The organism is Massilia endophytica (assembly GCF_021165955.1).
Lineage (GTDB): Bacteria > Pseudomonadota > Gammaproteobacteria > Burkholderiales > Burkholderiaceae_D > Rugamonas > Rugamonas endophytica.
This window is the reverse complement of sequence record NZ_CP088952.1, coordinates 1,470,782-1,493,918: the sequence shown is the minus strand read 5'-3', so window position 1 is coordinate 1,493,918 and position 23,137 is coordinate 1,470,782. Positions and strand designations below refer to the sequence as shown.

Annotated in this window: 3 protein-coding genes; all 3 read right to left on the bottom strand. The window is 70.9% G+C overall.

Going from position 1 to position 23,137, the window contains the following annotated elements; all coding sequences use genetic code 11:
- Window positions 1-15: 15 nt before the first annotated feature.
- The 3 genes from LSQ66_RS06765 to LSQ66_RS06755 are packed head-to-tail and all read right to left on the bottom strand — an operon-like array spanning window position 16 to window position 23,135.
- The gene (locus LSQ66_RS06765; protein WP_231769026.1) at window positions 16-1,818 is read right to left on the bottom strand and encodes an ABC transporter ATP-binding protein; all 1,803 of its coding nucleotides are present in this window, start codon (window positions 1,816-1,818) and stop codon (window positions 16-18) included.
- A 6-nt stretch (window positions 1,819-1,824) separates the two neighbouring features.
- Window positions 1,825-13,386 (bottom strand): non-ribosomal peptide synthetase, encoded by an 11,562-nt coding sequence (locus LSQ66_RS06760; protein WP_231769025.1) that lies wholly within the window; start codon window positions 13,384-13,386, stop codon window positions 1,825-1,827.
- The gene (locus LSQ66_RS06755) at window positions 13,383-23,135 is read right to left on the bottom strand and encodes a non-ribosomal peptide synthetase (RefSeq protein ID WP_231769024.1); all 9,753 of its coding nucleotides are present in this window, start codon (window positions 23,133-23,135) and stop codon (window positions 13,383-13,385) included. The genes LSQ66_RS06760 and LSQ66_RS06755 overlap by 4 nt, the downstream gene beginning before the upstream one ends.
- Window positions 23,136-23,137: the final 2 nt, after the last annotated feature.

Below are 23,137 nucleotides of genomic sequence, written 5' to 3'. Positions count from 1 at the left end.
TGGATAGGTAAGTTGTCAGCAGAGCGCATCGCTCAGCGCGGGAGCGGGCTGGGCGCGCTGTGGAAGGTCGCGGAACTGGCGCGCATAGAGCGCCGCGTACAGGGCGCCTTGGCGCATCAGTTCCTCATGGGTGCCCAGTTCAGTGACCTGGCCGTCGTCCAGCACGGCGATGCGGTGCGCGGCGCGGATGGTGCTGAGGCGGTGGGCGATGATGAGCGTGGTGCGCCCCTGCATCAGCCGGTGCAGCGCGTTCTGCACCAGCTCCTCGGACTCGTTGTCCAGGGCGCTGGTCGGCTCGTCGAGCAGCAGGATGGGCGGGTCCTTCAGCAGCGCGCGGGCGATGGCGATCCGCTGCCGCTGCCCGCCGCTCAGGTTCGTGCCGCGCTGGCCGACCAGGGTGTCGTAGCCGGACGGCAGCTTCAGGATGAACTCGTGCGCGTTGGCCGCCTGCGCCGCTGCCACGACCTCCGCCTCGGTCGCATCCAGCCTGCCGTACAGGATATTGTCGCGCACCGTTCCGCCGAACAGCAGGGTCTCCTGGGGCACGATGCCGATGCCGGCGCGCAGCGAGGCCTGCGTCAGCGAACGCAGGTCGCGCCCATCGAGCTCGATGCCGCCGGCGTCTGGATCGTAGAAGCGCAGGATCATGTTGCACAGCGTGCTCTTGCCCGCGCCGCTGGGGCCCACCAGGGCCAGGATTTCTCCCGGCCGGATGTCGAGCGTTATGCCCTTCAGCACCGCGGAGCGGCCATCGTAGGCAAAGCGCACGCCGCGGAAGGCAAGGCGCCCCTGGATGGGTGGCGCGGCGATGGCGTCGGGCCGGTCCTTGACCGTGGCGGCCGTATCGAGGATCTCGAACACGCGGCTGGCGCCGCCCAGCGCCGCACGCGCCTGGCCGAAGAGGTCCCCCAGGGCCCGCACCGATGTGGAGATGTTCAGGCCATAGAACAGGAAGCCGGTCACCATGGCGAGGCTCAGGCGGCCGCCGATCACTTCGCGCCCGCCGTACCACATGACGATGCCGATGAAGCCCCAGGCCAGGAACTCCAGCGCGGAACCGAGCAGCGCGCGGTTGGAATTGAGCCGCAGCGCGGCGCTGAACATGCGCTCCATCGTGCCGCGGTAGCGCTCCACCTCGTGCCCTTCGCGCCCAAAGGCCTTCACCACATAGATGCCCTGCAGGCCCTGCTCCACCGCATCCGTCGATTCGGCCAGGCGGTTCTGGATGGACTGGCTGTCCTCGTCGATGCGCTTTCCCAGTTTTCCCGCGATGGCCATGCTGGCCGCGATGAGGCCCAGCACCAGCACCGCATAGTGGGCATGCAGGCGCACCAGGATCGCGACCGATCCCGCCAGCATGAGGCCCTGGCTCAACATCTGCGTGACGTTATTGGTCAGCATGGCGCGCATCTGCGTGACGTCGCTGGACAGGCGCGAGGTGAGATTGCCGACCGAATTCGCGGAATGGAAACCCAGCTGCAGGTACTGCACATGCTGGTACAGCGCGCTGCGCAGGTCGAACACCACGCGCTCGCCGATGTAGCCAAGCTGGTAGGACTGCACGAAATGGGCGGCCGCCTGCAGCAGGAAGGCGCCCATCATGAGCAGCATGCCACGGTCCAGGGCAGCGGCGTCGCCGCCGCGCACCGCTTCCTCCAGCATGCGCACCACCAGCAGCGGCGCCACCACGGCGGCCGCCGTCTCGAACAGCAGGGCCACCGTGGCTCCGGCCATCCTGAGGCGGTACGGCAGCAGGTAGGCGGCCAGGCGGCGCAGCTGGGACGCCTGAGGCGCCCCCGTTTGCAAATCGGATTTCATGCTTGGTCAATCGCCTTTCATGCTTGCAGATGCCAGCGCGAGCGAGAATGCCCGCGCCAGCGGTTCGAGGTGGGGCGCGTCGAACATGGTCTGGTGCGCGCCGCCGCTCGGGATAATGTGGACGGATGCCGGCAATGCGCCCTCCCAGCCCGCCAGGGGATCCGGCGCATCCGTGTCTTTCGCGACGAAGAAGCTGACCGGCGCCTTCAGCACCTGCGCCTCGTAGCCGAGGTCGGCCAGCCGGAAGGCGAAGCTGCGCGTCAGCTCGTGCGCGGAAAGGTGTGCCATGTGGGCAGGCATCAGTCCTTCCGCCTTCACCTGGGCCACCAGCTCCGCGAAGCCATGCTTTTCGGCGGCGCTGCGCAGGGCCGCGAGGTCCGCCTGGGGATGGTCCTTCGCCACTTCCAGCAGCAGCAGGTCCTGCACGCTTTGCAGCTCAAGCCCGTGCCGGGCCGCCATGGCCCTGGCGCGGTGCGTGTCGAGAATGGCCAGGAATTCCACCCGCTCTCCTTCCGCCTCCAGGCAGGCCGCCAGGGCGTGGGCCACCGTGCCGCCGAAGGACCAGCCGCCAATGCGGTAAGGTCCCTGCGGCTGCACTGCCCGCACCAGCTGCGCCAGGCGGGCGGCGATGGCCTGCATGCTGTCCGGCTGCTCCTCGCCATGCGGCAGCGGCGGCAATCCGTAGACGGGGAAGCCGGTATCGAGCCGCGACGCCAGCACGGGCGTGTACAGCAGCTGGCCTTCGCCGTCATGCACCAGGAACAGCGGCCTTCCCCCGCCCTCATGCCGGATGGCTATGGCATTCCCCGCGCCCGCGCGCTTGCCGCTGGCGGCGATATGGGCCGCCAGCGCACGCACCGTGGGGTGCGCGAACAAGTCCGTCACCTCGATGTGAATGCCCACCTGGCGCAGCATGCCGGCCAGCGGCAGCGTGAGCAGCGAATGCCCGCCGAGATCGAAGAAGTTGTCGTCGCGTCCCACTTCGCGGTCCAGCTTCAGCACATACATCCAGGCCGAGGCCAGCGTCCATTCCAGGTCTCCCTGCGGGGGCTGTCCGCCCGGCTGCCCGCCCTCCCCGCCCGCCGGCGCAGGCAGGGCCTTGCGGTCGATCTTGGCGTTCGGGGTGAGCGGCATGGATTCCAGCTGCACCAGCAAGGCAGGCACCATGTATTCCGGCAGGGCCGCCGCCAGGTGATCGCGCAGCTCGGCCACCGTGGCGGCGGCGCCCGCCGCGGGGGTCCAATAGGCCACGAGGCGGGACTGGGCGCCCTCCCCGTGCAGCGCGGCCACGGCCTCCGCCACCGCAGGATGCCCGGCCAGGCGGGCCTCGATCTCGCCCAGCTCGATGCGGAAGCCGCGGATCTTGACCTGGAAGTCGTTGCGGCCGATGAAATCGAGGGTGCCGTCCGCACGCCAGCGGCCCAGGTCTCCGGTGCGGTACAGGCGGGCGCCCGGCTGCGGCGAGAATGGATCCGGCAGGAAGCGTTCCTGCGTCAGCTCCGGGCGGTTGAGATAGCCGGTGGCGACCCCGCCGCCGCCGATGCAGATCTCGCCCGCAACACCCACCGGGACAGGCTGCAAGCCGCCATCCAGCACATAGATGCGCGTGTTCGCCACCGGACGGCCCAGCACCGCGGCCTGCATGCCCGGCCGATGGCGGTGCACCGTGGCCCATATGCTCGCCTCCGTGGGTCCGTATTCGTTGTACAGCACAGCGCCAGGCGCCGCCGCCTCATGCGCCTGCAGCAGCTTGGGCGGGCAGCTTTCGCCGCCAATGACGGCCACGCGCAGCTGGCCGACGCCGCCCTGCTGGCGGCTCTCTTCGAGCAGCTGGGCGTAGACGGAGGGGGTAAACATCGCATGCGAGATCCCATGCTCGCGGATATAGGCGAGCATGGCGCGGATGTCGCGCCGCGACTCCAGCGGCATGTGGTACAGCGAACCGCCCAAGGCAAGGCTCCACCAGACGCCGGCGATCGAGATATCGAAGCCGTAGGAAGGCAGCTGCAGCAGGCGCGGCGCCTCGTGGCCGTAGGCCTGCCAGCGCGCGTGCATGGAATGCGCCAGGTTCGCGTGCGACACCGCCACGCCTTTCGGCAGGCCGGTCGAGCCCGAGGTATAGATGACGTAGGCGGCGCTGTCCGCGCTGAAGCCTTGCAGCGGCGCGGGGTTGCCTCCGCCATTGGCAGGCAGCCCGTCCAGCCGCAGCAGCGGCAGGCTGCCGAAGCGCTCCGCCACTGCCCCGCCGGTGACCACCGCCAGCGGCGAGCAGTCGGACAGCATGTGGGCCAGGCGTTCGGCAGGCTGCTTCGGGTCGAGCGGAACGTAGGCGCCGCCCGCCTTGAACACGGCCAGCATGCCGGTCACCATGTCCGCCCCGCGTTCCAGGCAGACGCCGACCCGGCCGCCCGGCCGCAGTCCCATGGCGCGCAGCTGATGCGCGGCCCGGTTGGCGCGCGCATTCAGTTCGCCATAGCTCAGCACCGTGGCTTCGTCCACCACGGCGACGGCGTCCGGCGTGGCGGCGGCCCGCGCCTCGAACAGGGCATGCATGCAGGTGTCGCGGGGGAACGGCGACGCGGTCGCATTCCACTGTTCCAGCACCTGCAGGCGCTGCGCCTCGTTCAGCAGGGGCAGCGCGGCGGCTTTGCGGCCGCCGTCCTCCGCCATCGCCGTCAGCAGCACGCGCAGATGGCCAAGGTGGCGTTCGATGGTGGCGCGGTCGAACAGCGCCGTGGAGAACTCGATGCCGCCCACGATGGCGCCGCCATCTTCCTGCAGCGTCAGCGTGAGGTCGAACTTCGCCACCTCGTGCTGCGCGGGAGCCAGGGGCAGCAGCGCCAGGCCTGGCAGCTCGGCTTCGCCCGCCGGGGTGTTCTGCCAGGCGAACAGCACCTGGAACAGGGGGCTGTGGGCCATGCTGCGGGCCGGGCGGGCGATTTCCACCACCTGCTCGAAGGGGATGTCCTGGTGCTGCTGGGCCGCCAGGGCGCGTTCGCGCACCTGGGCCAGCAGGCCTGCAATGTCGGGATCGCCGGACAGGTCCAGGCGCAGGGCCAGCATGTTGACGAAGAAGCCGATCAGGCCTTCCACTTCGCTGTGGCTGCGGCCAGCAACCGGCGTGCCGATCACGATGTCCTGCTGGTTGCTCAGGCGCGAAAGCAGCACCGCCCAGCCAGCGAGCAGCGTCATGAACAGGGTGGCGCCGTGGCGTGCGCCCAGCTCTTTCAGCGCGCGCGTGGTGGCGGCGTCCAGCGAGAACTCGGCGAAACCGCCGCTGAAGCTCTGCTCGGCCGGGCGCGGACGGTCCAGCGGCAGTTCCAGCAGGGCCGGGGCGCCTGCCAGCGTTGTCTCCCAATAGGCCGCCTGGCGCTGCAAGGCTTCGCCCTGCAGGCAGCGGCGCTGCCAGGCCGCGAAGTCCGCGTACTGCACGGGCAGCGGCGGCAGCGGATCGGGCCTGCCCGCCAGGCAGGCCGCATACTGCGCGCTCAGTTCCCTGATCAGCAGCCCCATCGACCAGCCGTCCGAAACGATATGGTGCATGGTCAGCAGCAGCACGTGCTCGTCCTGCGCAAGGCGCAGCAGGCGGCCCCGGATCAGGGGGCCCCGCTCCAGGTCGAAGGCCGCCGCGGCCTCCAGGCGCATGGCCTCTTCCAGGTCCGCCGCGCCGGCCGCTTCGCCGCGCAGCAGCGCGAAGCGGTAGCCTTCGGCGGGCGCAACAAGCTGCACGGGGCCGCCCTCGGCCTGTGCGAAGGTGGTGCGCAGCACCTCATGGCGCTGGCAGATGCGGTCCAGCGCGCGGCGCAGGGCCTCCTCGTCCAGCGCCCCTTTCAGGCGCAGCCCGCTCGGGATGTGATAGGCATCGCTGGCCGCGCCCATCTGGGCCAGGAACCACAGGCGCTGCTGCGAGAACGAGAGCGCCTGGCGCTCTCCGGGGGCCGCCGGCGTCACGGGAGGCAGCGCCTGCGCCGCCGCGCCGCCAAGGCTGGCTGCCAGGTCGGCCAGCACCGGATGGGCGAATACCTCGCCCAGTGGCAGCTCCACGCCCAGCGCGCCGCGCACGCGGGCGGCCACCTGTACCGCCAGCAGGGAATGGCCGCCCAGCTCGAAGAAGTGGTCGTGGCGGCCCACGCGTTCCTGCTTCAGGATGTCCGCCCAGATGCGGGCCAGGGCCGTTTCGGCCTCGCCTTCCGGTTCCGCATAGGCGCGGCGCAGGTAGGCGCCGGCGTCCGGCGCAGGCAGGGCCTTGCGGTCCAGCTTCCCGTTCGGCGTCAGCGGGAAGGCGTCCAGCACCACGTAGGCGGCAGGCACCATGAACTCGGGCAGGCCGAGGGCCAGGTGGGACCGCAATTGCTCCGCCGTGGGCGCGTGGCCCTGGGCCGGGACGCAATAGGCGACCAGGCGCTCTTCCCGCAGCAGCACGGCGCATTCGCGCACGCCCGCGTGGGAGGCCAGGCGCGCCTCGATCTCCCCCAGTTCGATGCGGAAGCCGCGCAGCTTCACCTGGAAGTCGTTCCGGCCGAGGAACTCGATGCTGCCGTCCGTCCGCCAGCGGCCCAGGTCGCCCGTGCGGTACATGCGCGCCCCGGCGCGTTGCGCGAACGGGTCGGGCAGGAAGCGCTGCGCCGTCAGCTCGGGAAGGTTCTGGTAGCCCGCCGCCACGCCTGCGCCGCCGATATGGAGCTCGCCGCAGACCCCGGCAGGCACCGGCTGGCCGCGCCCGTCCAGGATGTAGAGGCGCACGTTGGCGACGGGCTTGCCGATCGGGACGGCGCGCAAGGCGTCCACCTCCGTGCAGCGGTGCACGGTGGCCCAGACCGTGCCTTCCGTCGGGCCGTACTCGTTGAAGAGAGCCGTATGGGGCTGGGTACGCAGGGAACGGGCCACCAGCGCGGGCGGGCAGGCCTCGCCCGCCACGATCACGCAGCGCAGCCGCGGCACGGCACTTGGCAGATAGTCCAGCACCTGCTGGTACAGCGAGGGCACGCACAGGAGGCTGTCGATCCTGCGCTCCACCAGATCGGCCGCCAGCAGGGAGGCGTCGCGCGCCACCGCGGCCTCGGCGACGACCAGCGTGCCGCCGCCCGCCAGGGTGCCGAACAGCCCCGCGACGGAGCTGTCGAAGGAAACCGGCGAGAGCAGCATGAAGCGGCCGGGCGCGCCGTAGGCGAGGTGGCGCGCATGGGTCGATGCGGCCAGGTTGGCGTGGCTGACCATGACGCCTTTCGGCAGGCCGGTCGAGCCGGAGGTGTAGATGACGTACGCGAGGCTGTCCGCATCGCGCTCCGCGGCGGGCGCGGGATTGGCGGTGGAGGCTTCGGCCCACAAATCTTGATTGGAGTCCAGGCAGCACACGCGGGCCGTTCCGGCCATGCCCGCCAGCTGGCCATGCAGGCTCGCTTGCGTCAGCAGGACGGCAGGCGCGCTGTCGCGCAGCATATGGGCCAGCCTGTCCTGCGGGTAGGCCGGATCGAGGGGCACATAGGCCGCCCCCGCCTTCAGCACGGCCAGCACCGCGACCACCATGGCGCTGCCGCGCTCAAGGCAGATGGCCACGCGGCGGTTCGGCGCGGCCCCGGCCGAGCGCAGGAAATGGGCCAGCCGGTTGGCCTGGCGATTCAGTTCGGCGTAGCTGAGCCGCTCGTCACCGTGCTCCAGCGCGCACTGGTCCGGCGCCGCCGCGGCGCGCTCCTCGAACCAGCCGGCGACGAAGGCACTCTCGGGCAGCGGCGCGCTGCCGCCGCTCCACTCCTCCAGCAGCAGGCGCTCGGCCCCATCGAGCAGGCTGAATGCGGCCAGGCTGCGCTCGGGATCGGCCGAGGCGCTGGCGAGCAGGGTTTGCAGATGATTCCCGAAGCGCCGGATCGTGGTCTCGTCGAAGAGGTCGGTCGCATATTCGAGCTCGCAGGACAGGCCCTCGGCCGTCTCCGCAACGCCCAGGGTCAGGTCGAACTTGGCGTGCGCCTTGGCGGTGGCCACCTCCGTCAGCTCCAGTCCTGGCAGTTCGAGCGCGTGGTGCGCCTCGTTCTGCAGTGCGATCATGACCTGGAACACGGGGCTGCGGCTCATGTCGCGCACCGGCTGCAGCGCCTCCACCAGGCGCTCGAAGGGCAGGTCCTGGTGAGCAAAGGCGCCCAGCGCGGTGGAGCGCACGCGGCGCAGCAGCCCGCGCAGGCTGGGGTCTCCGCTCAGGTCGCCGCGGTACACGAGGGTGTTGGCGAAGAAGCCGATCAGGCCCTCGGTCTCGCTGCGGCTGCGTCCCGCAATGGGTGAGCCCACCAGCACGTCGTCCTGGCCGGACCAGCGCGCCAGCACGGCCTGGAAGGCCGCGAGCATGGCCATGAACAGCGTGGCGCCCTCCTCCTGCGCCAGCGCGCGCAGGCGCCCGGCCACGGCCGCCGGCACCGCCAGCTTATGGCTGGCGCCCCGGAAGCTTTGCACCGCGGGACGCGGCCGGTCGGCCGGCAGGTCCAGGCTGGCGGGCGCGCCGGCCAGCTGCTGCTTCCAGTAGGCCAGCTGGCCTTCCAGGCGCTCCCCGCTCAGCCACGCGCGCTGCCACAGCGCGTAGTCCGCGTACTGCACCGGCAGCGCAGCGGGCGCGCGGCCCGCATACAGCGCCACCAGCTCGCGCAGCAGCACCATCCAGCCGTCGGAGGCGATATGGTGGATCACCAGCTGCAGCACGTGTTCGTCGGGGGCGAGGCGCAGCAGGCGGCTGCGCAGCACCGGTCCGGCGCACAGGTCGAAGGGCCGGGCCGCCTCTTCCCGCAGCATGCCCTCCAGCGCCGCCTCGCGGGCATCGCGGCTGGCGCCCGGCACCTCGGCCAGTTCCAGCGTCCAGGGCGCGGGCGGGTCGATGACCTGGCAGCCCTGCCCGTCGGCCAGCGCAAAGCGCGTGCGCAGCACTTCGTGGCGCGCCGCCAGTTCGCCCAGCGCGCGCTCCAGCGCCGCGGCATCCAGGCTGCCGCGCATGCGGATCGCGAGCGGAATATTGTATTCGCTGCCGCCCGGCTGCAGCTGGTCGAGGAACCACAGGCGCTCCTGGGCGAAGGACATGGGAATGCGCTCCGGGCGCGCGATGGCGCCCAGCGCGGGCCCCCCATCGCGCTCCAGGGTCCCCTGCGCAAGCTTGGGCGCCAGCTGTTCGATGGTGGTGGCTTCGAAAAGCACCCGCAGCGGCAGGCCGGTGCCGAAGGCGTCGTTGATGCGCGCCATGAGGCGGATGGCGGACAGGGAATGGCCGCCCAGGTCGAAGAAGTCGTCCGTGACGCCCACTTCGGCATGGTTCAGTACTTCGCCCCAGAGCTGGGCGAGCCGCTGTTCGGCCGCATTGCGCGGCGCCACGCGCTCGCGGCCCGCCGCCGCCTCCGGTGCAGGCAGGGCCTTGCGGTCCAGCTTTCCGTTCGGCGTGAGGGGCAGGCTGTCCAGCACCACCATGGCGGCGGGCACCATGTACTCGGGCAGGGTCTGGCGCAGCTGGCCGCGCACGGCCAGCGTGTCGATCTCCTGCGCGCCCTGGGCAAACAGCTCCTCCACCCGCTTCAGCGGCTCCAGGTGGGCCAGCACGGTGTCGGTGGGCAGGCCGAAGTCGATCAGGCAGGCGATTTCGTCCACCCCGATGGCGCGCAGCTGGCGCAGCGTGCGGGCGCAGGTGGCGGGAGAACCGATCAGCGAGGCCGAACTGATGTAGCGCTTCAGGGAGAAGGGAATCAGGCGCTCGATCTCCTCCGCGTCCTGCGGAATCGGGATGTTCTGTTCCTTCAGGATCTGCACGCGCAGGTGGGCGTGCGAGCGCAGGTAGTCCGACAGGGGCTCGCGCACCGTCTCGTGCGCCTCCTCGTCGCTGCCGGCCACGAAGGTATGCAGCATGAGGCTGACGATGCCGGTGGCCGGATCCAGGCCCGCGGCAGCGCGCCCGGCGCGGTAGCGTTCCAGCTTGGCCGCCAGCTCGGCGGTGTTCTGGCCCAGCAGGGCCGTGAGCACATTGGCGCCGATGCGCCCGGCCTGCTCGAAGGTCTCGGGACTGCCCGCCGCGGTGATCCAGACGGGCAGCTCCGGCTGGATCGGGCGCGGCAGCATGCGCACAGGCGTCATCTGTCCCACGCCGTTCTCGAACTCCACGGCTTCGCCGCGCCACAGGCGGCGGATCTGGTCCACGCCATCCATCATCACCTGGTGGCGCTTGGCGTAATTGCCGGGCGCGAAAACGAAGTCGTTCGGCACCCAGCCCGAGGCGAAGGCCATGCCCACGCGCCCGTTCGACAGGTTGTCCACCACCGACCAGTCTTCGGCCACACGCAGCGGATTATGCAGGGGCAGCACCACGCTTCCCGAACGCAGCTGCACCCGGGTGGTGATGGCCGCCAGCGCCGCGCTCAGCACGGATGGATTCGGATAGGCGGAGGCCAGCTCCGTGAAGTGGCGCTCGGGGGTCCAGACGGCGTTGAAACCCAGTTCGTCGGCGCGGCGCGCGCCTTCCAGATAGAGGCGGTATTTGCTTTCGCCTTCCGCCGCCTTGCCTTCCGCGAAGTAGAACAGGCCCAGGCGCATGCCCGGCCCGGCCTGCGGCGCGCTGCGCTCCGGCACCAGGTAGGCCACCAGGCGCTTCTGCCCGTCGCCGTCGTCGCCCGCGACGACCACCGCATCGGCCAGTCCGGGCAGCTGGCGCAGCGCCGCCTCGACCTCGCCCGTCTCGATGCGGTAGCCGCGGATCTTGACCTGGAAGTCGTTGCGGCCCAGGTAGTCCACGCGGCCGTCCGGCAGCCAGCGCGCCAGGTCGCCCGTGCGGTACATGCGCGCCGCGCCGCCCGCGAAGGGGTCGGGCAGGAAGCGTTCGGCGCTCAGTTCCGGCCGGTTCAGGTAGCCCCTCGCCACGCCGTCGCCGCCGATATACAGCTCGCCCGGCACACCCGCCGGCGCGGGATGGCCGTTGGCGTCCAGGATGTAGAAGGTGTTGTTCGCCAGCGGCCTGCCGATGGAGGCATGGGCCCGGCCGGGCTCCGCGCCCTTCACGATATCGAAGGAGGACCAGATGGTGGTCTCCGTCGGCCCGTAGACGTTCCATACGCGCCCGGCGCAGGCGGCCAGGCGCCCCGCCAGGTCGGCGCTCAGGGCTTCGCCCCCGCACAGCACGCGCAGCCCCGCATGGCCCTCCCAGCCGGCATCGAGCAGCATGCGCCAGGTGGCGGGCGTCGCCTGCATCAGCGTCGCGCCGTGGCGCACGATGGCGGCGCCGAGCAGCGCGGGATCGGCCGCCGCATCGCGCTCCAGCAGCACCACGCGTGCGCCGCGGATCAGCGGCATGTACAGCTCCAGCGCGGCGATATCGAAAGCCAGGGTGGTCACGGCCAGCAGCGTGTCGCCAGGGGCCGTGGCGGTGGATTCGGCCATCGCATGCAGCAGGTTGACCACGCCCCGGTGCGGCACCATGACGCCTTTCGGCGCACCGGTGGAGCCGGAGGTGTAGATCACATAGGCCAGATGCCCGGGCAGCACGCCCGTATCGGCCGCATCCGGATTGTGCGCCGGGCAGGCGGACCAGGAACTGCTGTCGTCCAGGTCCAGCACGGGCGTGGCGCCGGTGTCGCCGAAGAGGGGCCGCAGGGATTCCTGCGTGAGCAGCAGCAGGGGTGCGCTGTCGGCCAGCATGGCCCCCAGGCGCTCCTCAGGGTGGGCAGGGTCGAGGGGGATGTAGCAGCCGCCCGCCTTCATGACGGCCAGCAGCGCGGCCATCATCGGCAGGCCGCGCCGGGCGCACAGGGCCACGCGCACATCCGGGCCCACGCCGAGCGAGCGCAGATGGTGGGCGAGCCGGTTCGCGTGCCCGTTCAGCTCCCCGTAGGTCCACTCCAGCCCGTCCACCGCGGCCGCTGGCGCCTGCGGGGCGCGGGCCGCCTGCTGCTCGAACAGCTGGTGAACGCAGGCGCCGTCCGGATAAGGCGCCGCGCTGCGGTTCCACTCCTGCAGGACGGTGCGGCGCTCGGCGTCCGGCAGCACATCCAGGGCGCGCAGCGGCAGCTCCGGCGTATCGCGCAGCGCCTGCACCAGCCTGGCCAGGGCGGCCAGCACGAAGCCGCAGACGCGCGCCGGATCGATGGCGCGCACGACCTGCGCCGTCACGGAAAAGCGGTCGCCGAAATCGTCCACGGACACCGTCACCGGATAGTTCGTGCGCTCTTCCACGTACAGGGGCTGCATGCCTTCCCAGGCCGATGCGCCGCTGTCGGAGACCTGTTCGTTTCCGGCATTGTGGCGGTAGTTCAGCAGCGCCGAGAACAGGGGGGCGGGCGCCGCCACCCCGCTGCAGCGCTGCGCCAGGGCCAGCGAGGCATGCTCGTGCAGCATCAGCTCCGCGAAGGCGGCCTGCATGCCGCGCACCGCAGAGGCCACGCTCTCCTCGCCGATGCGCACCCGCAGCGGCAGCGTGTTCATGAACAGGCCCATGGCACGGTCCGCGCCTTCGGCGCCCTGCATGCGGCCGAACAGCACCGTGCCGAAGACCACGTCCTGGCGGCCCGCCATGCTGCCCAGGGCAAGCGCCCAGGCCAGGTGGCACAGGCTGGCCGCGCTCACGCCGCTGCGGCGCGCGCTCTCGCGCAGGGCCGCGGCCAGGGGCGCATCCACCGGCACCGTGGCTTCGGCAATGCCGCCGCCGTCGCCATGCACGTCGGTCAGGCCGAAGGGCGCCGTCGGTTCCTCCACATCCGACAGCATGGCGCGGAAGAAGCGCTCGTTCTCCTGCTGGCCGGCGCCCAGGCGCACATGGGCCACGTGGTTGCGGAAGGGATAGGGCTTGCCCAGCCTGTCCTGGCGGCCCAGGATGAAGGCCTGCATTTCCTCCTGCATCACCTCCAGCGTGGTGTGGTCGCCCGCCAGATGGTGCAGCAGGATGAGCAGCACCCAGCGGCCCTCCTCCGCATCCTCGCTCACATAGGCGCGGATCAGCGGCGCGCGCCGCACATCGATGCGGAAGTGGCGGGGGTTGTAGCGTTCATACAGCCGCTCCGCCACCGTTCCCGGTCCGGCGGGCAGCACAAGCTCCTCCACCGGCAGCGCGGCCTTGCGCCACACCACCTGCACCGGCTCCGGCAGGCCTTCCCAGACCACGCCCGTGCGCAGCACGTCGTTGCGGTCCATCACGCTCTGGAGGGCCGCGAGCGCGGCATCGAGCCGCGCGCGGCTGTCGAAGCTGCATGCCGAGGCCAGCAGGTAGGGGTCGCCCTCTTCCGCCATCATGTGGTGGAACAGGATGCCCTCCTGCAGCGGCGCCAGGGGATAGATGTCCTGCACATTGCGCGCGCCGCCCTCCACGGTGGCGAGCACCTTGTCGATCTGTTCGGCGCTCAGTTTCACCAGCGAGAGCATCTCGGGCGTGATGGCGGGCGCGGGGCGCCAGGCCTCGCCGCCGTCTTCCACCAGCTCCAGCAAGGCCGGCTTGTACAGGCGGATCTGCGCCACCAGGGCGGCATCCAGCTTTTCCTTGCCGCCCTGGAGCAGCAGTTCGCCGCCCTTGCGGCGGAAGGAGATCGATTTGTCGCCGAGTTCTTTCAGCAGCTCGTTCAAAGTCATATTGCCAGTTCCCAGCTATCAGTAGTGTCACCATCGTTCCCGGCCTGTTCCGGGATCAGGTTGGCCGGCACTTCCACGGCCGTGGCCGGGGCGCCGATGGCGGCCGCCAGCGCGGCCAGTGTGGAGGTGCCGAACAGCAGGCGGATATCGACCGTCATGCCTTCCTGCCGCATGCGCTCGCGCAGCCGCACGGCCAGCAGCGAGTGGCCGCCCAGTTCGAAGAAGTTGTCGTGGCGGCCCACTTCGGAGACGTTCAGCACTTCCTTCCAGATGCGCGCCAGCGCGGTTTCTATCTCGCCCTGCGGCGCCTCGCCCGCCGTACGGCCCGCGCCGCCCTGCGGTGCGGGCAGCGCCTTGCGGTCAAGCTTGCCGTTCGGGGTGAGCGGCATGGCGTCCAGGCGCACATAGGCCGCGGGCACCATGTAATCCGGCAGGCTGGCCGAGAGATGGGCCCGCAGGCCCGCCGCATCGTCCGCGTCCGCCGCGTAGTAGGCAACCAGGCGCTTGTCGTCCGGGTCGTCCTCGCGCAGCAGCACCACCGCCTCGCGCACGCCGGGAGCCGACAGCAGGGTCTCTTCGATTTCGCCCAGCTCGATGCGGAAGCCGCGGATCTTGATCTGGAAGTCGTTGCGCCCCAGGTAGTCGAGCGTGCCGTCGCGGCGCCAGCGCGCCAGGTCGCCCGTGCGGTACAGGCGCCCGCCCGCGTGCGTGGTGTAGGGATCGTTCACGAAGCGCTCGGCCGTGAGCTCCTGGCGCCCCCAGTAGCCCTGCGCCACGCCCATGCCGCCGATGTACAGCTCTCCGGCCACGCCGGCCGGCGCCGGGCGTCCGTGGCGGTCCAGGACATAGACGCTGGTATTGCCGATGGGGCGTCCGATCGCGACGGCCGCGTGGTCGCGCTGCACCCGCTCGATGGTGGACCAGATCGTGGTTTCCGTCGGGCCGTAAAGATTCCACAGGGCCGCCACCCGGTCCAGCAGCGGGTTGGCCAGGCTGCGCGGCATGGCCTCGCCGCCGCACAGCACCGTCAGGCCGGGCGCGCCCTGCCAGCCCGCTTCCAGCAGCATGCGCCAGGTGGCAGGCGTGGCCTGCATGACCGTGATGCCGGAGGCGATGCGCTCGATCAGCGCCGCGGGCGTGCGCGCTTCGTCCGCGCTTGCAATGTCGGCCTGTCCGCCGCACAGCAGCGGCAGGTACAGTTCCAGGCCCGAGATGTCGAAGGAAATGCTGGTGACCGCCAGCAGGCGGTCGCCGGGGCCAAAGCCCGGCTCGCGCCGCATCGATTCCAGGAAGTTCACCAGCGCGCCGTGGTGCACCATGACGCCTTTCGGGCGGCCGGTGGAGCCCGAGGTGTACAGGATATAGGCCAGGCTGTCCGCGCCGCCGCCGGAAACGGCGGGCGGCTGCGCGCTCTCGCTGGCGTCCACGTACAGCAGGGCGGCGCCGGCGGGCAGGCGCCCTGCCGTTGCCGGCTGCGCCAGCACCGCCGCCGGCGCGGCCTCTTCCAGGATGCCGGCGGTGCGCTCGGCCGGATAGTCCGGATCGAGGGGAATGTAGGCAGCGCCTGCCTTCAGCACGGCCAGCATGGCCACCACCATGTCCGCCCCGCGCTCGACGCAGATGGCGACCCGGTCGCCCGGCCGCACGCCCTGTGCCAGCAGGCGGCCTGCCGTGGCGTTGGCGCGCCTGTCCAGCTGCGCATAGCTCAGCACCGCACCGGCGGCGCGCAGCGCTATGCTGTCCGGACTGCGTGCGGCCTGCGCCTCGAACAGCTTGTGCAGCCTGCGCTCCTGCGGCAGCGGCATGCCGGTGGCATTGCAGTCGTAGAGCAGGCGCTGGCGCTCGGCCGGCGGCAACACGTCCACGAAGTGCAGCGGCGTGCCTGGCGCGCGCTCGAGCGCATCCATGATGCCTTCCAGCGCCGTGAAAACCAGGCCGCACACCATGCCCGGATCGATCTGCGCCAGCACCTTGACGTTCAGCGCGAAGTCTTCGCCCAGGTCGTCCACCGAGAGCACCAGCGGGAAATTGGTGCTGTCGCCGCCGGAAATGGCCTCCACGCCCTGCCAGGCCTGGAGCTCTTCGGCCGTGGCGGGGGCGGTCGAACCTGCCGCATGGCGGAAATTGAGGATCGACGAGAACAGCGGAGCGGGCGCCGCGACAGCGCTGCAGCGCTGCGCCAGGGCCAGCGAAGCGTGTTCGTGGCGCATCAGGTCCGCCAGCAGGGCGTGGGCGGCGCGCGCGCCCTGCTCCACCCCTTCCGCATCCACGCGCAGGCGCAGCGGCAAGGTGTTCAGGAACAGGCCCATGACCCGGTCGGCGCCATCGCCGCCCTGCATGCGGCCGAACAGCACGGTGCCGAAGACCACGTCGTCGCGCCCGCTCAGGCGCGCCAGCACCAGGGCCCAGGCCAGGTGGAACAGGCTTGCCGCGCTCACGCCCAGCATGCGGGCGCGCGCGCGCAGGCGCTGCGCCATCGGCGTGGGCAGCGGCAGGCTGGCGTCGGCAATATTGGAACCGTCGCGCTGCACATCGAGCAGTCCGAAGGGGGCCGTGGGTTCGTCCACATCGCCCAGCATCCTGAAGAAGAAGGCCTCGTGCTCTTCCCGGCTGACGCGCAGGCGCGACTGGGCGACGAAGTTGCGGAAGGGCAGAGCCTTGGGCAGCGTTTCACCCCGGCCCAGCAGGCAGGCCTGGATCTCTTCATGCAGCACGTCGGTGGTGGTGTGGTCGCCCGCCAGGTGGTGGAACCACAGCAGCAGCACATGGCGCTGCTGCGGCGCGTCCCAGGCCACGTGGGCCCGCAGCATGGGCGCCTGGCTCACGTCCATGCGGCAGCGGCGCGGATCGAAGCGTTCCCGCATCTGATGCGCGATATCGCCCGCCGCCGGATCGAGCGCCACCTCCTCGACTACCAGCTGCGCCTTGCGCCAGACCACCTGCACCGGTTCCGGCAGCCCTTCCCATAGCACGGCGGTGCGCAGGATGTCGTGGCGGTCGATCACCGTCTGCATGGCGGAGAGATAGGCGTCCAGCCGCGCGCGGCTGTCGAAGCCGTACATGAAGGGCAGCAGGTAAACGTCGCCCTGCTGTCCCATCAGGTGGTGGAACAGGATGCCTTCCTGCAGGGGCGCGAGCGGATAGATATCCTGCACATTGGCCGCGCCGCCCGCCACGCGCGCCGCCACCAGCTCGATTTCCTGCTGGCTGAGCGCCACCAGCGGCAGCATCTCCGGCACGATGGCGCTGCAGCCTTCGGGTATCAGGTTGGGCGGCACCTCGGCCTCCTGGGCCTCGCCGCCGACACTGGCGGCCACTTCCCGCAGGGTGGGTGCGCCGAACAGTGTGCGCAGGTCCGCATGCAGGCCGCATTGGCGCATGCGCTCGATCAGGGCCACCATGAGCAGGGAATTGCCGCCCAGCTCGAAGAAATTGTCGTTGCGGCCGACGCGCTCGATCAGCAGCACCTCGGACCAGATGCGCGCCAGCGCCGCTTCCAGCTCGCCCTGCGGCGCCTCGTAGGCATGCGCCGCGAAGGCCTGCGCTTCCGGCATCGGCAGCGCCCTGCGGTCCAGCTTCCCGTTCGGCGTCAGCGGCAGCTCCTCCAGCTGCACATACGCCGCCGGCACCATGTGCTCCGGCAGGCTTTGCGCCAGCATCGCCCTCAGCTCCTCGGCCGGCACCGCGGCCCCCGCCGTGTAGTAGGCCACCAGGCGCTTGTCGCCCGGGCTGTCCTCGCGCGCGATCACCGCCGCGTCGCGCACCAGCGCGTGCGACTTCAGCCAGGCCTCGATCTCCCCCGGCTCGATGCGGAAGCCGCGGATCTTCACCTGGAAGTCGTTGCGCCCCAGGTAGTCGATGCTGCCGTCCCCGCGCCAGCGTCCCAGGTCGCCCGTGCGGTACATGCGCGCCCCCGGCGCCGCCGAGAACGGATCCGGCAGGAAGCGCTCGGCATTGAGCTCCTCCCGGTTCAGGTAGCCCCGCGCCACCCCCACCGTGCCGATAAACAGCTCGCCCGACACGCCCGGCGGCACCGGCTGGCCTTCCGCGTCCAGGATGTAGATGCGCGTATTGGCGATCGGCTGGCCGATCGGCACCGCGTGCTGGCTCTCCAGCGCCTCCGGCACTTCATAGGTCACGCAGCCCACCACCGTCTCGGTGGGGCCGTACTCGTTCACCATGCGCACGCCCGGCTGCACCTCGCGCCACAGCTGCACCGTGGATGGCGCCAGCGCCTCGCCGCCGATGACGAACACCCCCACCGCCGTGCGCGCCCCTTCCCGCTTCGCGCGGTGGCCCAGCACGTCCAGGTGGGCGGGCGTGGCCTTCACCAGCCAGTCCGCGCCCGGCTGCTGCAGCAGGGCGTACAGGCCGTCGATCTCGTCATGCTCGCGCAGCAGGTGCACCATGCCGCCGCGCAGCAGCGGCAGGTACAGGCTCGTCACCGTCGCGTCGAAGGACAGCGAGGACGAGACCACGGCATTGACGGGCGCATAGGCGCCCAGCGCCCAGTGCAGGTAGTTGCACAGGCCCGCGTGCTCGATCATCACGCCCTTGGGCATGCCGGTCGAGCCGGAGGTGTAGATCAGGTAGCACAGGTGCTGCGGCGTCAGGCCCACCGCATCCGCCGGGGGATTGGCGGCGGACTGCCCGGCCCAGGCCATGTCGCCGTCGAGCAGGCAGACCGGCACGCCGTCCGCCATGCCCATGGCCAGCTCCTGCAGCGCGGACTGCGCCAGCAGCACCGCCGGGGCGCTGTCGGCCACCATATAGGCCAGGCGGTCGGCCGGATAGGCCGGGTCGAGGGGCACGTAGGCGCCCCCCGCCTTGAGCACGGCCAGCACGGCCACCACCATCTCCAGGCTGCGCCCGGCCAGGATGCCGGCCCGCACGTCCGGCCCAACGCCCTGCGCGCGCAGGTGGTGGGCCAGGCGGTTGGCCCGCTCGTTCAGTTCCCGGTAGCTCAGCTGCGATTCCTCGAACACCGCCGCCACCGCATCCGGCGTGCGCGCCGCCTGCTGCTCGAACAGCTGGTGCGCCAGCACGTCCCTCGGATATGCCTTCTCCGTGGCGTTCCACTGCTCCAGCACCTGATGGCGGCGTTCGCCGCTCAGATAGCGGTGCGCGCTGTGCGGCGCCTCGGGCCGGGCGCTCATCGCCTCGAGGGCGGACAGGTAGTACTGCGAGAACTCGCTGACCTGCTGCCAGGACAGGCGCGCTTCGTCGAAGGCAAAGCTGATCTGCAGCGAGTCGCCATGGTGCACGGCATGCACCACCAGGGGGAAGTTGGTTTTCTCGAAGGCTTCGCTGTTCAGCACCCGCACCGCGGCCACGCCGTTCAGGCGCTCGTAGACGTGGAAATTGATGTAGTTGAAGGAGGTTTCCACCAGCGCGCTGCGGTTGTTCTCCACGTAGAGCTGGGAGTAGGGATAGGCGCGGTGCGGCAGCATCTGCAGCTCGGCCTCGAAGGTGGCGCGAATCAGGCTGGTCCAGCTGCCGGAAGGCAGCTGCAGGCGGATGGGCAGCGTGTTCAGGAAGAGGCCCAGCACCTGGTCGCCTTCCTCATCGTCGGGACGGGTATGCGTGGTCATGCCGGCCAGGATGTCGCTGGTGCCCGAGAGCATGGCCTGCACATGCAGGTGGGCCGCCAGCAGCACGGTGCGGCACGGCACCTGCAGCTCGCCCGCCAGGCGCATCAGGCCCTCGCGCAGCGCGGGCGCGATCGGCAGGGCCACCGTTTCGCCGGCGCCGCGCGCGTCGTCCTGGCGCGGCGGCAGCTCCGGCCGGGTGTGGCCCGCCAGGAAGGCGCGCCAGAATTCGCGCGAAGCCTGCGACTGCAGCACCTCCCGTTCCTGCCGCACGGCGGCGCTGAAGCGCGCAGCCGGCGGCGCCAGCGGCTGCAGCGGCGCGGCGCCCGTGCACAGGGCGCCATACAGTTCGAACAGCTCGGTCTGGAAAGCGGCAACGCTCCAGCCATCCAGGATCGCATGGTGGAAGCTCAGGGAATACTGCACGGTGTCCGGGCCGCGCAGGTGGACGAAGACACGCAGCAGCGGCGCATGCGCCAGGTCGAAGGCCGTCACCTTCTCGGCTGCGATCCATGCCGCGATGGCGGCATCCTGCTGTGCCGCATCCAGGGCGGTCAGGTCGAAGACCTCGACGGGCAGTTCCACTTCACGGTGCACCAGCTGCAGCGGCTCGCTGTAGCCCTGCAGGGCAAAGGAGGTGCGCAGCACCGGATGGCGCGCGGCCAGCGCCTGCAGCACGCTGCGGAACATGTCCAGATCCCAGCGCTGCACCTGCAGGTGGAAGCTGAACACGTCATGGTAGGTGCCCGCGGCCTGGTCCAGCTGGTTATGGAAGACCATGCCCAGCTGCAGCGTGGAGAGGCCGTAGGCGTCCTCCACGCCCGCCGGGAGCAGCGCGCGGTCGGCCTCGGACAGCGTCCATCCGTCCGCCGGGGCAGCAGCCTGGCTGCGTTCGATGACGGCCGCCAGGGAGGCTACCGTCTGGTGGCGGAACAACTGCTCCAGCTTCACCGTCCACCCGGCGTCGCGCGCGCGGCCGATAATCTGCAGGGTGCGGATCGAGTCGCCGCCCAGGGCAAAGAAGTTGTCGTTGCGGCCGACGCGTTCCGTCCTGAGCACCGAGGCCCAGACCTCGGCCAGCATGCTTTCGGCCTCGCCGCGCGGCGCTTCATAGGCCGCCGCGGCGAAGGCCGTGCCGTCCGGCGCAGGCAGGGCGTCCTTGTCAAGCTTGCCGTTCGCCGTCAGCGGCCAGGCTGCCACATTGACGTAAGCGGCGGGCACCATGTGCTCGGGCAGGCGCTGCAGGAGGAACTGGCGCAGCGCCTCCGCTTCCGCGCCGCCCTCCTCGCGCGGCACGATGTAGCCGACCAGCTGGCGTTCGCCGCCCTCGCCCCGCGCCAGCACCACGGCCTCGCGCACGGCGGGGTGTTCGAGCAGGCGGCTTTCGATTTCGCCCAGCTCGATGCGGAAGCCGCGGATCTTGAGCTGGAAGTCGTTGCGTCCGAGGTAATCGATCGACCCGTCCGGCAGGCGGCGTCCCAGGTCGCCCGTCCTGTACATGCGGGCGCCGGGCTGGCCGCTGAAGGGATCGGGCAGGAAGCGCTCCGCGCTCAGTTCGGGGCGGTTCAGGTAGCCGCGCGCCAGGCCGGCGCCGCCCACATAGAGCTCGCCCGTGACGCCCAGCGGCACCGGATTGCGGTGGGCATCGAGCAGATAGATCGACAGGTCGGGGATCGGCATGCCGATCGGGCTCGCCGCCTGGCGCGCGGCGTCGGCCGGCGCCAGGGGGCGGTAGCTGACGTGCACGGTGGTCTCGGTAATGCCATACATATTGACCAGCTGCGTCTGCCCGGGCGGGTTGCGCGCGTACCAGGCGGGCAGGAGCCCCGTATCGAAGGCTTCGCCGCCAAACACGATGCAGCGCAGCCGGTGCCCTTCGCCGCTTGCCGCCTGCGCCGCGATCAGCTGCCGGAAGGCCGTGGGCGTCTGGTTCAGCACCGTCACGCCGCTGCGGCACAGAAGGCTGTAGAAATCGTCCGGCGAGCGTGCCGTCTGCTTGCTGACGACCACCAGGCGGCCGCCATGCAGCAGGGCGCCCCAGATCTCCCACACCGAGAAGTCGAAGGAGTAGGAATGGAACAAGCTCCATACATCGTTCTCGCCGAAACCGAACCAGGCATCGGTGGCGCGGAACAGGCGCAGCACATTGGCATGCTCGATCATGACGCCCTTGGGCGCGCCGGTGGAGCCCGAGGTATAAATGATGTAAGCCAGGTGGCCCGGCCGGAGGCCGCATTCGGCCGCGGGCAGATTGTCCGCAGGCTGCTGCGCCCAGGCCTGCGGCGCATCCAGGTCGACCAGGCGGCAGCCTTCCGGGCGCTGTCCGAACAGGCTGCCCAGCCCCGCCGCCGTGAGCAGCACGGCCGGCCGGCTGTCGTCCAGCATGTAGGCCAGGCGTTCGGCTGGATAGGCCGGATCGAGCGGCACATAGGCGCCGCCGGCCTTGAGCACGGCCAGGACCGCCACGATCATCTCCACCCCGCGCTCGACGCAAATGCCGGCCAGGACATCCGGCCCCAGGCCCAGGGTGCGCAGGTGGCGCGCGAGGCGGTTGGCCCGGGCGTTGAGCTCCTGGTAGCTGAGCGTTTCGCCTTCGAACTCCAGCGCCGCGGCCTGCGGACGGCGCGCCGCCTGCTCCTCGAACAGCTCGTGGATGCAGCGCCCGTCCGCAAAGGCCTGTTGTGGATTCCACTGCGCCAGCAGGCGCGCGCCCTCTTCCGGCGCAAGCAGCGGCAGGCGGTCCACCTCGGCGCCGTCGTCCGCCGCCATCGCCGCCAGCAGGGTGCGGAAATGTCCGGCAAAGCGCTCCACGCTGGCGCGCTCGAACAGGGCGGTGGCGAATTCGATGCCGCCCTCGATGCGCCCATCCCGCTCCTCCAGGGAGAGCGTCAGGTCCAGCTTGGCCGAGTGCGAAGTGAGGCCGTCCAGCGGCGCGGCGCTAAGGCCGGACAGCGCGGGCCCTTCCCCGCCGCCGGGCGTCCAGGAGAACATGGCCTGGAACAGGGGGCTGTGAGACAGCTGGCGCGCCGGACGCAGGAGGTCGACCACCTGCTCGAAGGGGATGTCCTGGCGTTCCTGGGCGTAAAGGCTGCGTTCGCGCACCTGGCGCAGGAGTTCGCCGACGCTGCCGCGCGCGGGGATGCGCAGCGCGAGCGTATTGACGAAGAAGCCCAGCAGGCCTTCGAGGCCGCCGCGCTGGCGGTTGGCGACAGGCGTGCCGACCACCGCCTCCTCCTGGCCGGACAGGCGCGCCAGCAGCAGGCCCCAGCCCGCAAGAAGGGTCATATGCAGGGTGGCGCCATGCTTGCGCGCGAGCGCCTTGAGGGCCGCAGTCAGGCCTGCGTCCAGCTCCAGGGGCACCAGGGCGCCGGCGAAATCCTGCTGCGGCGGGCGCGGACGGTCGAGCGGCAGTTCGAGCAGCGCGGGCGCGCCCTGCAGCATCTCCTGCCAGTCCAGGCCCTGCTGGCGCAGGGCATCGCCGCCGATCCAGCGGCGCTGCCAGGCGGCATAGTCGGCATAGTGCAGCTCCAGCGGCGGCAGCGGGTCGGCTTCGCCCGCGAGGAAGGCGTTGTACAGGGCCGCCAGCTCCTTCATCAGCACACCGGCGGACCAGCCGTCGCTGACGATATGGTGCTGGGTGATGAGCAGCGCCCAATCCTCGTCGGCCAGCTGCAGCAGCAGCGCGCGCGCCAGCGGGCCCTCGCGCAGGTCGAAGGGAGCGGCGGCCTCGCCCGCCAGCAGCTGCCGCATGGCCGTTCCGGTATCGGCTTCTCCGCGCAGGTCGCGCACCGCCAGCGGCAGGCGGCCCTGGTCCGGTTCCGCGATGTGCTGGATGGCCGTGCCGCCGGATTCGCCGAAGGTGGTGCGCAGCGCTTCGTGGCGGAAGGCCAGGCGGTCCAGCGCGCGCTGCAGCACCGCCGCATCGAGCCTGCCGCGCAGGCGAAGCCCCACCGGCAGATGGTAGGCCTGGCTTGCTCCGCCGAGCTGCGCCAGGAACCACAGGCGCTGCTGCGAGAACGAGAGCGCCGTGCGTTCTTCCGCGCTGGCCCGCGTGATGGGCGGCAGGTCCACGCTCTTGCGCTTGAGTTTTGCGGCCTGCGCCAGTTTGAGAAGACGCTCGCGTTCGGCGGGCGACAGCCCGCCCAAAGATTCCTGTGCCATGT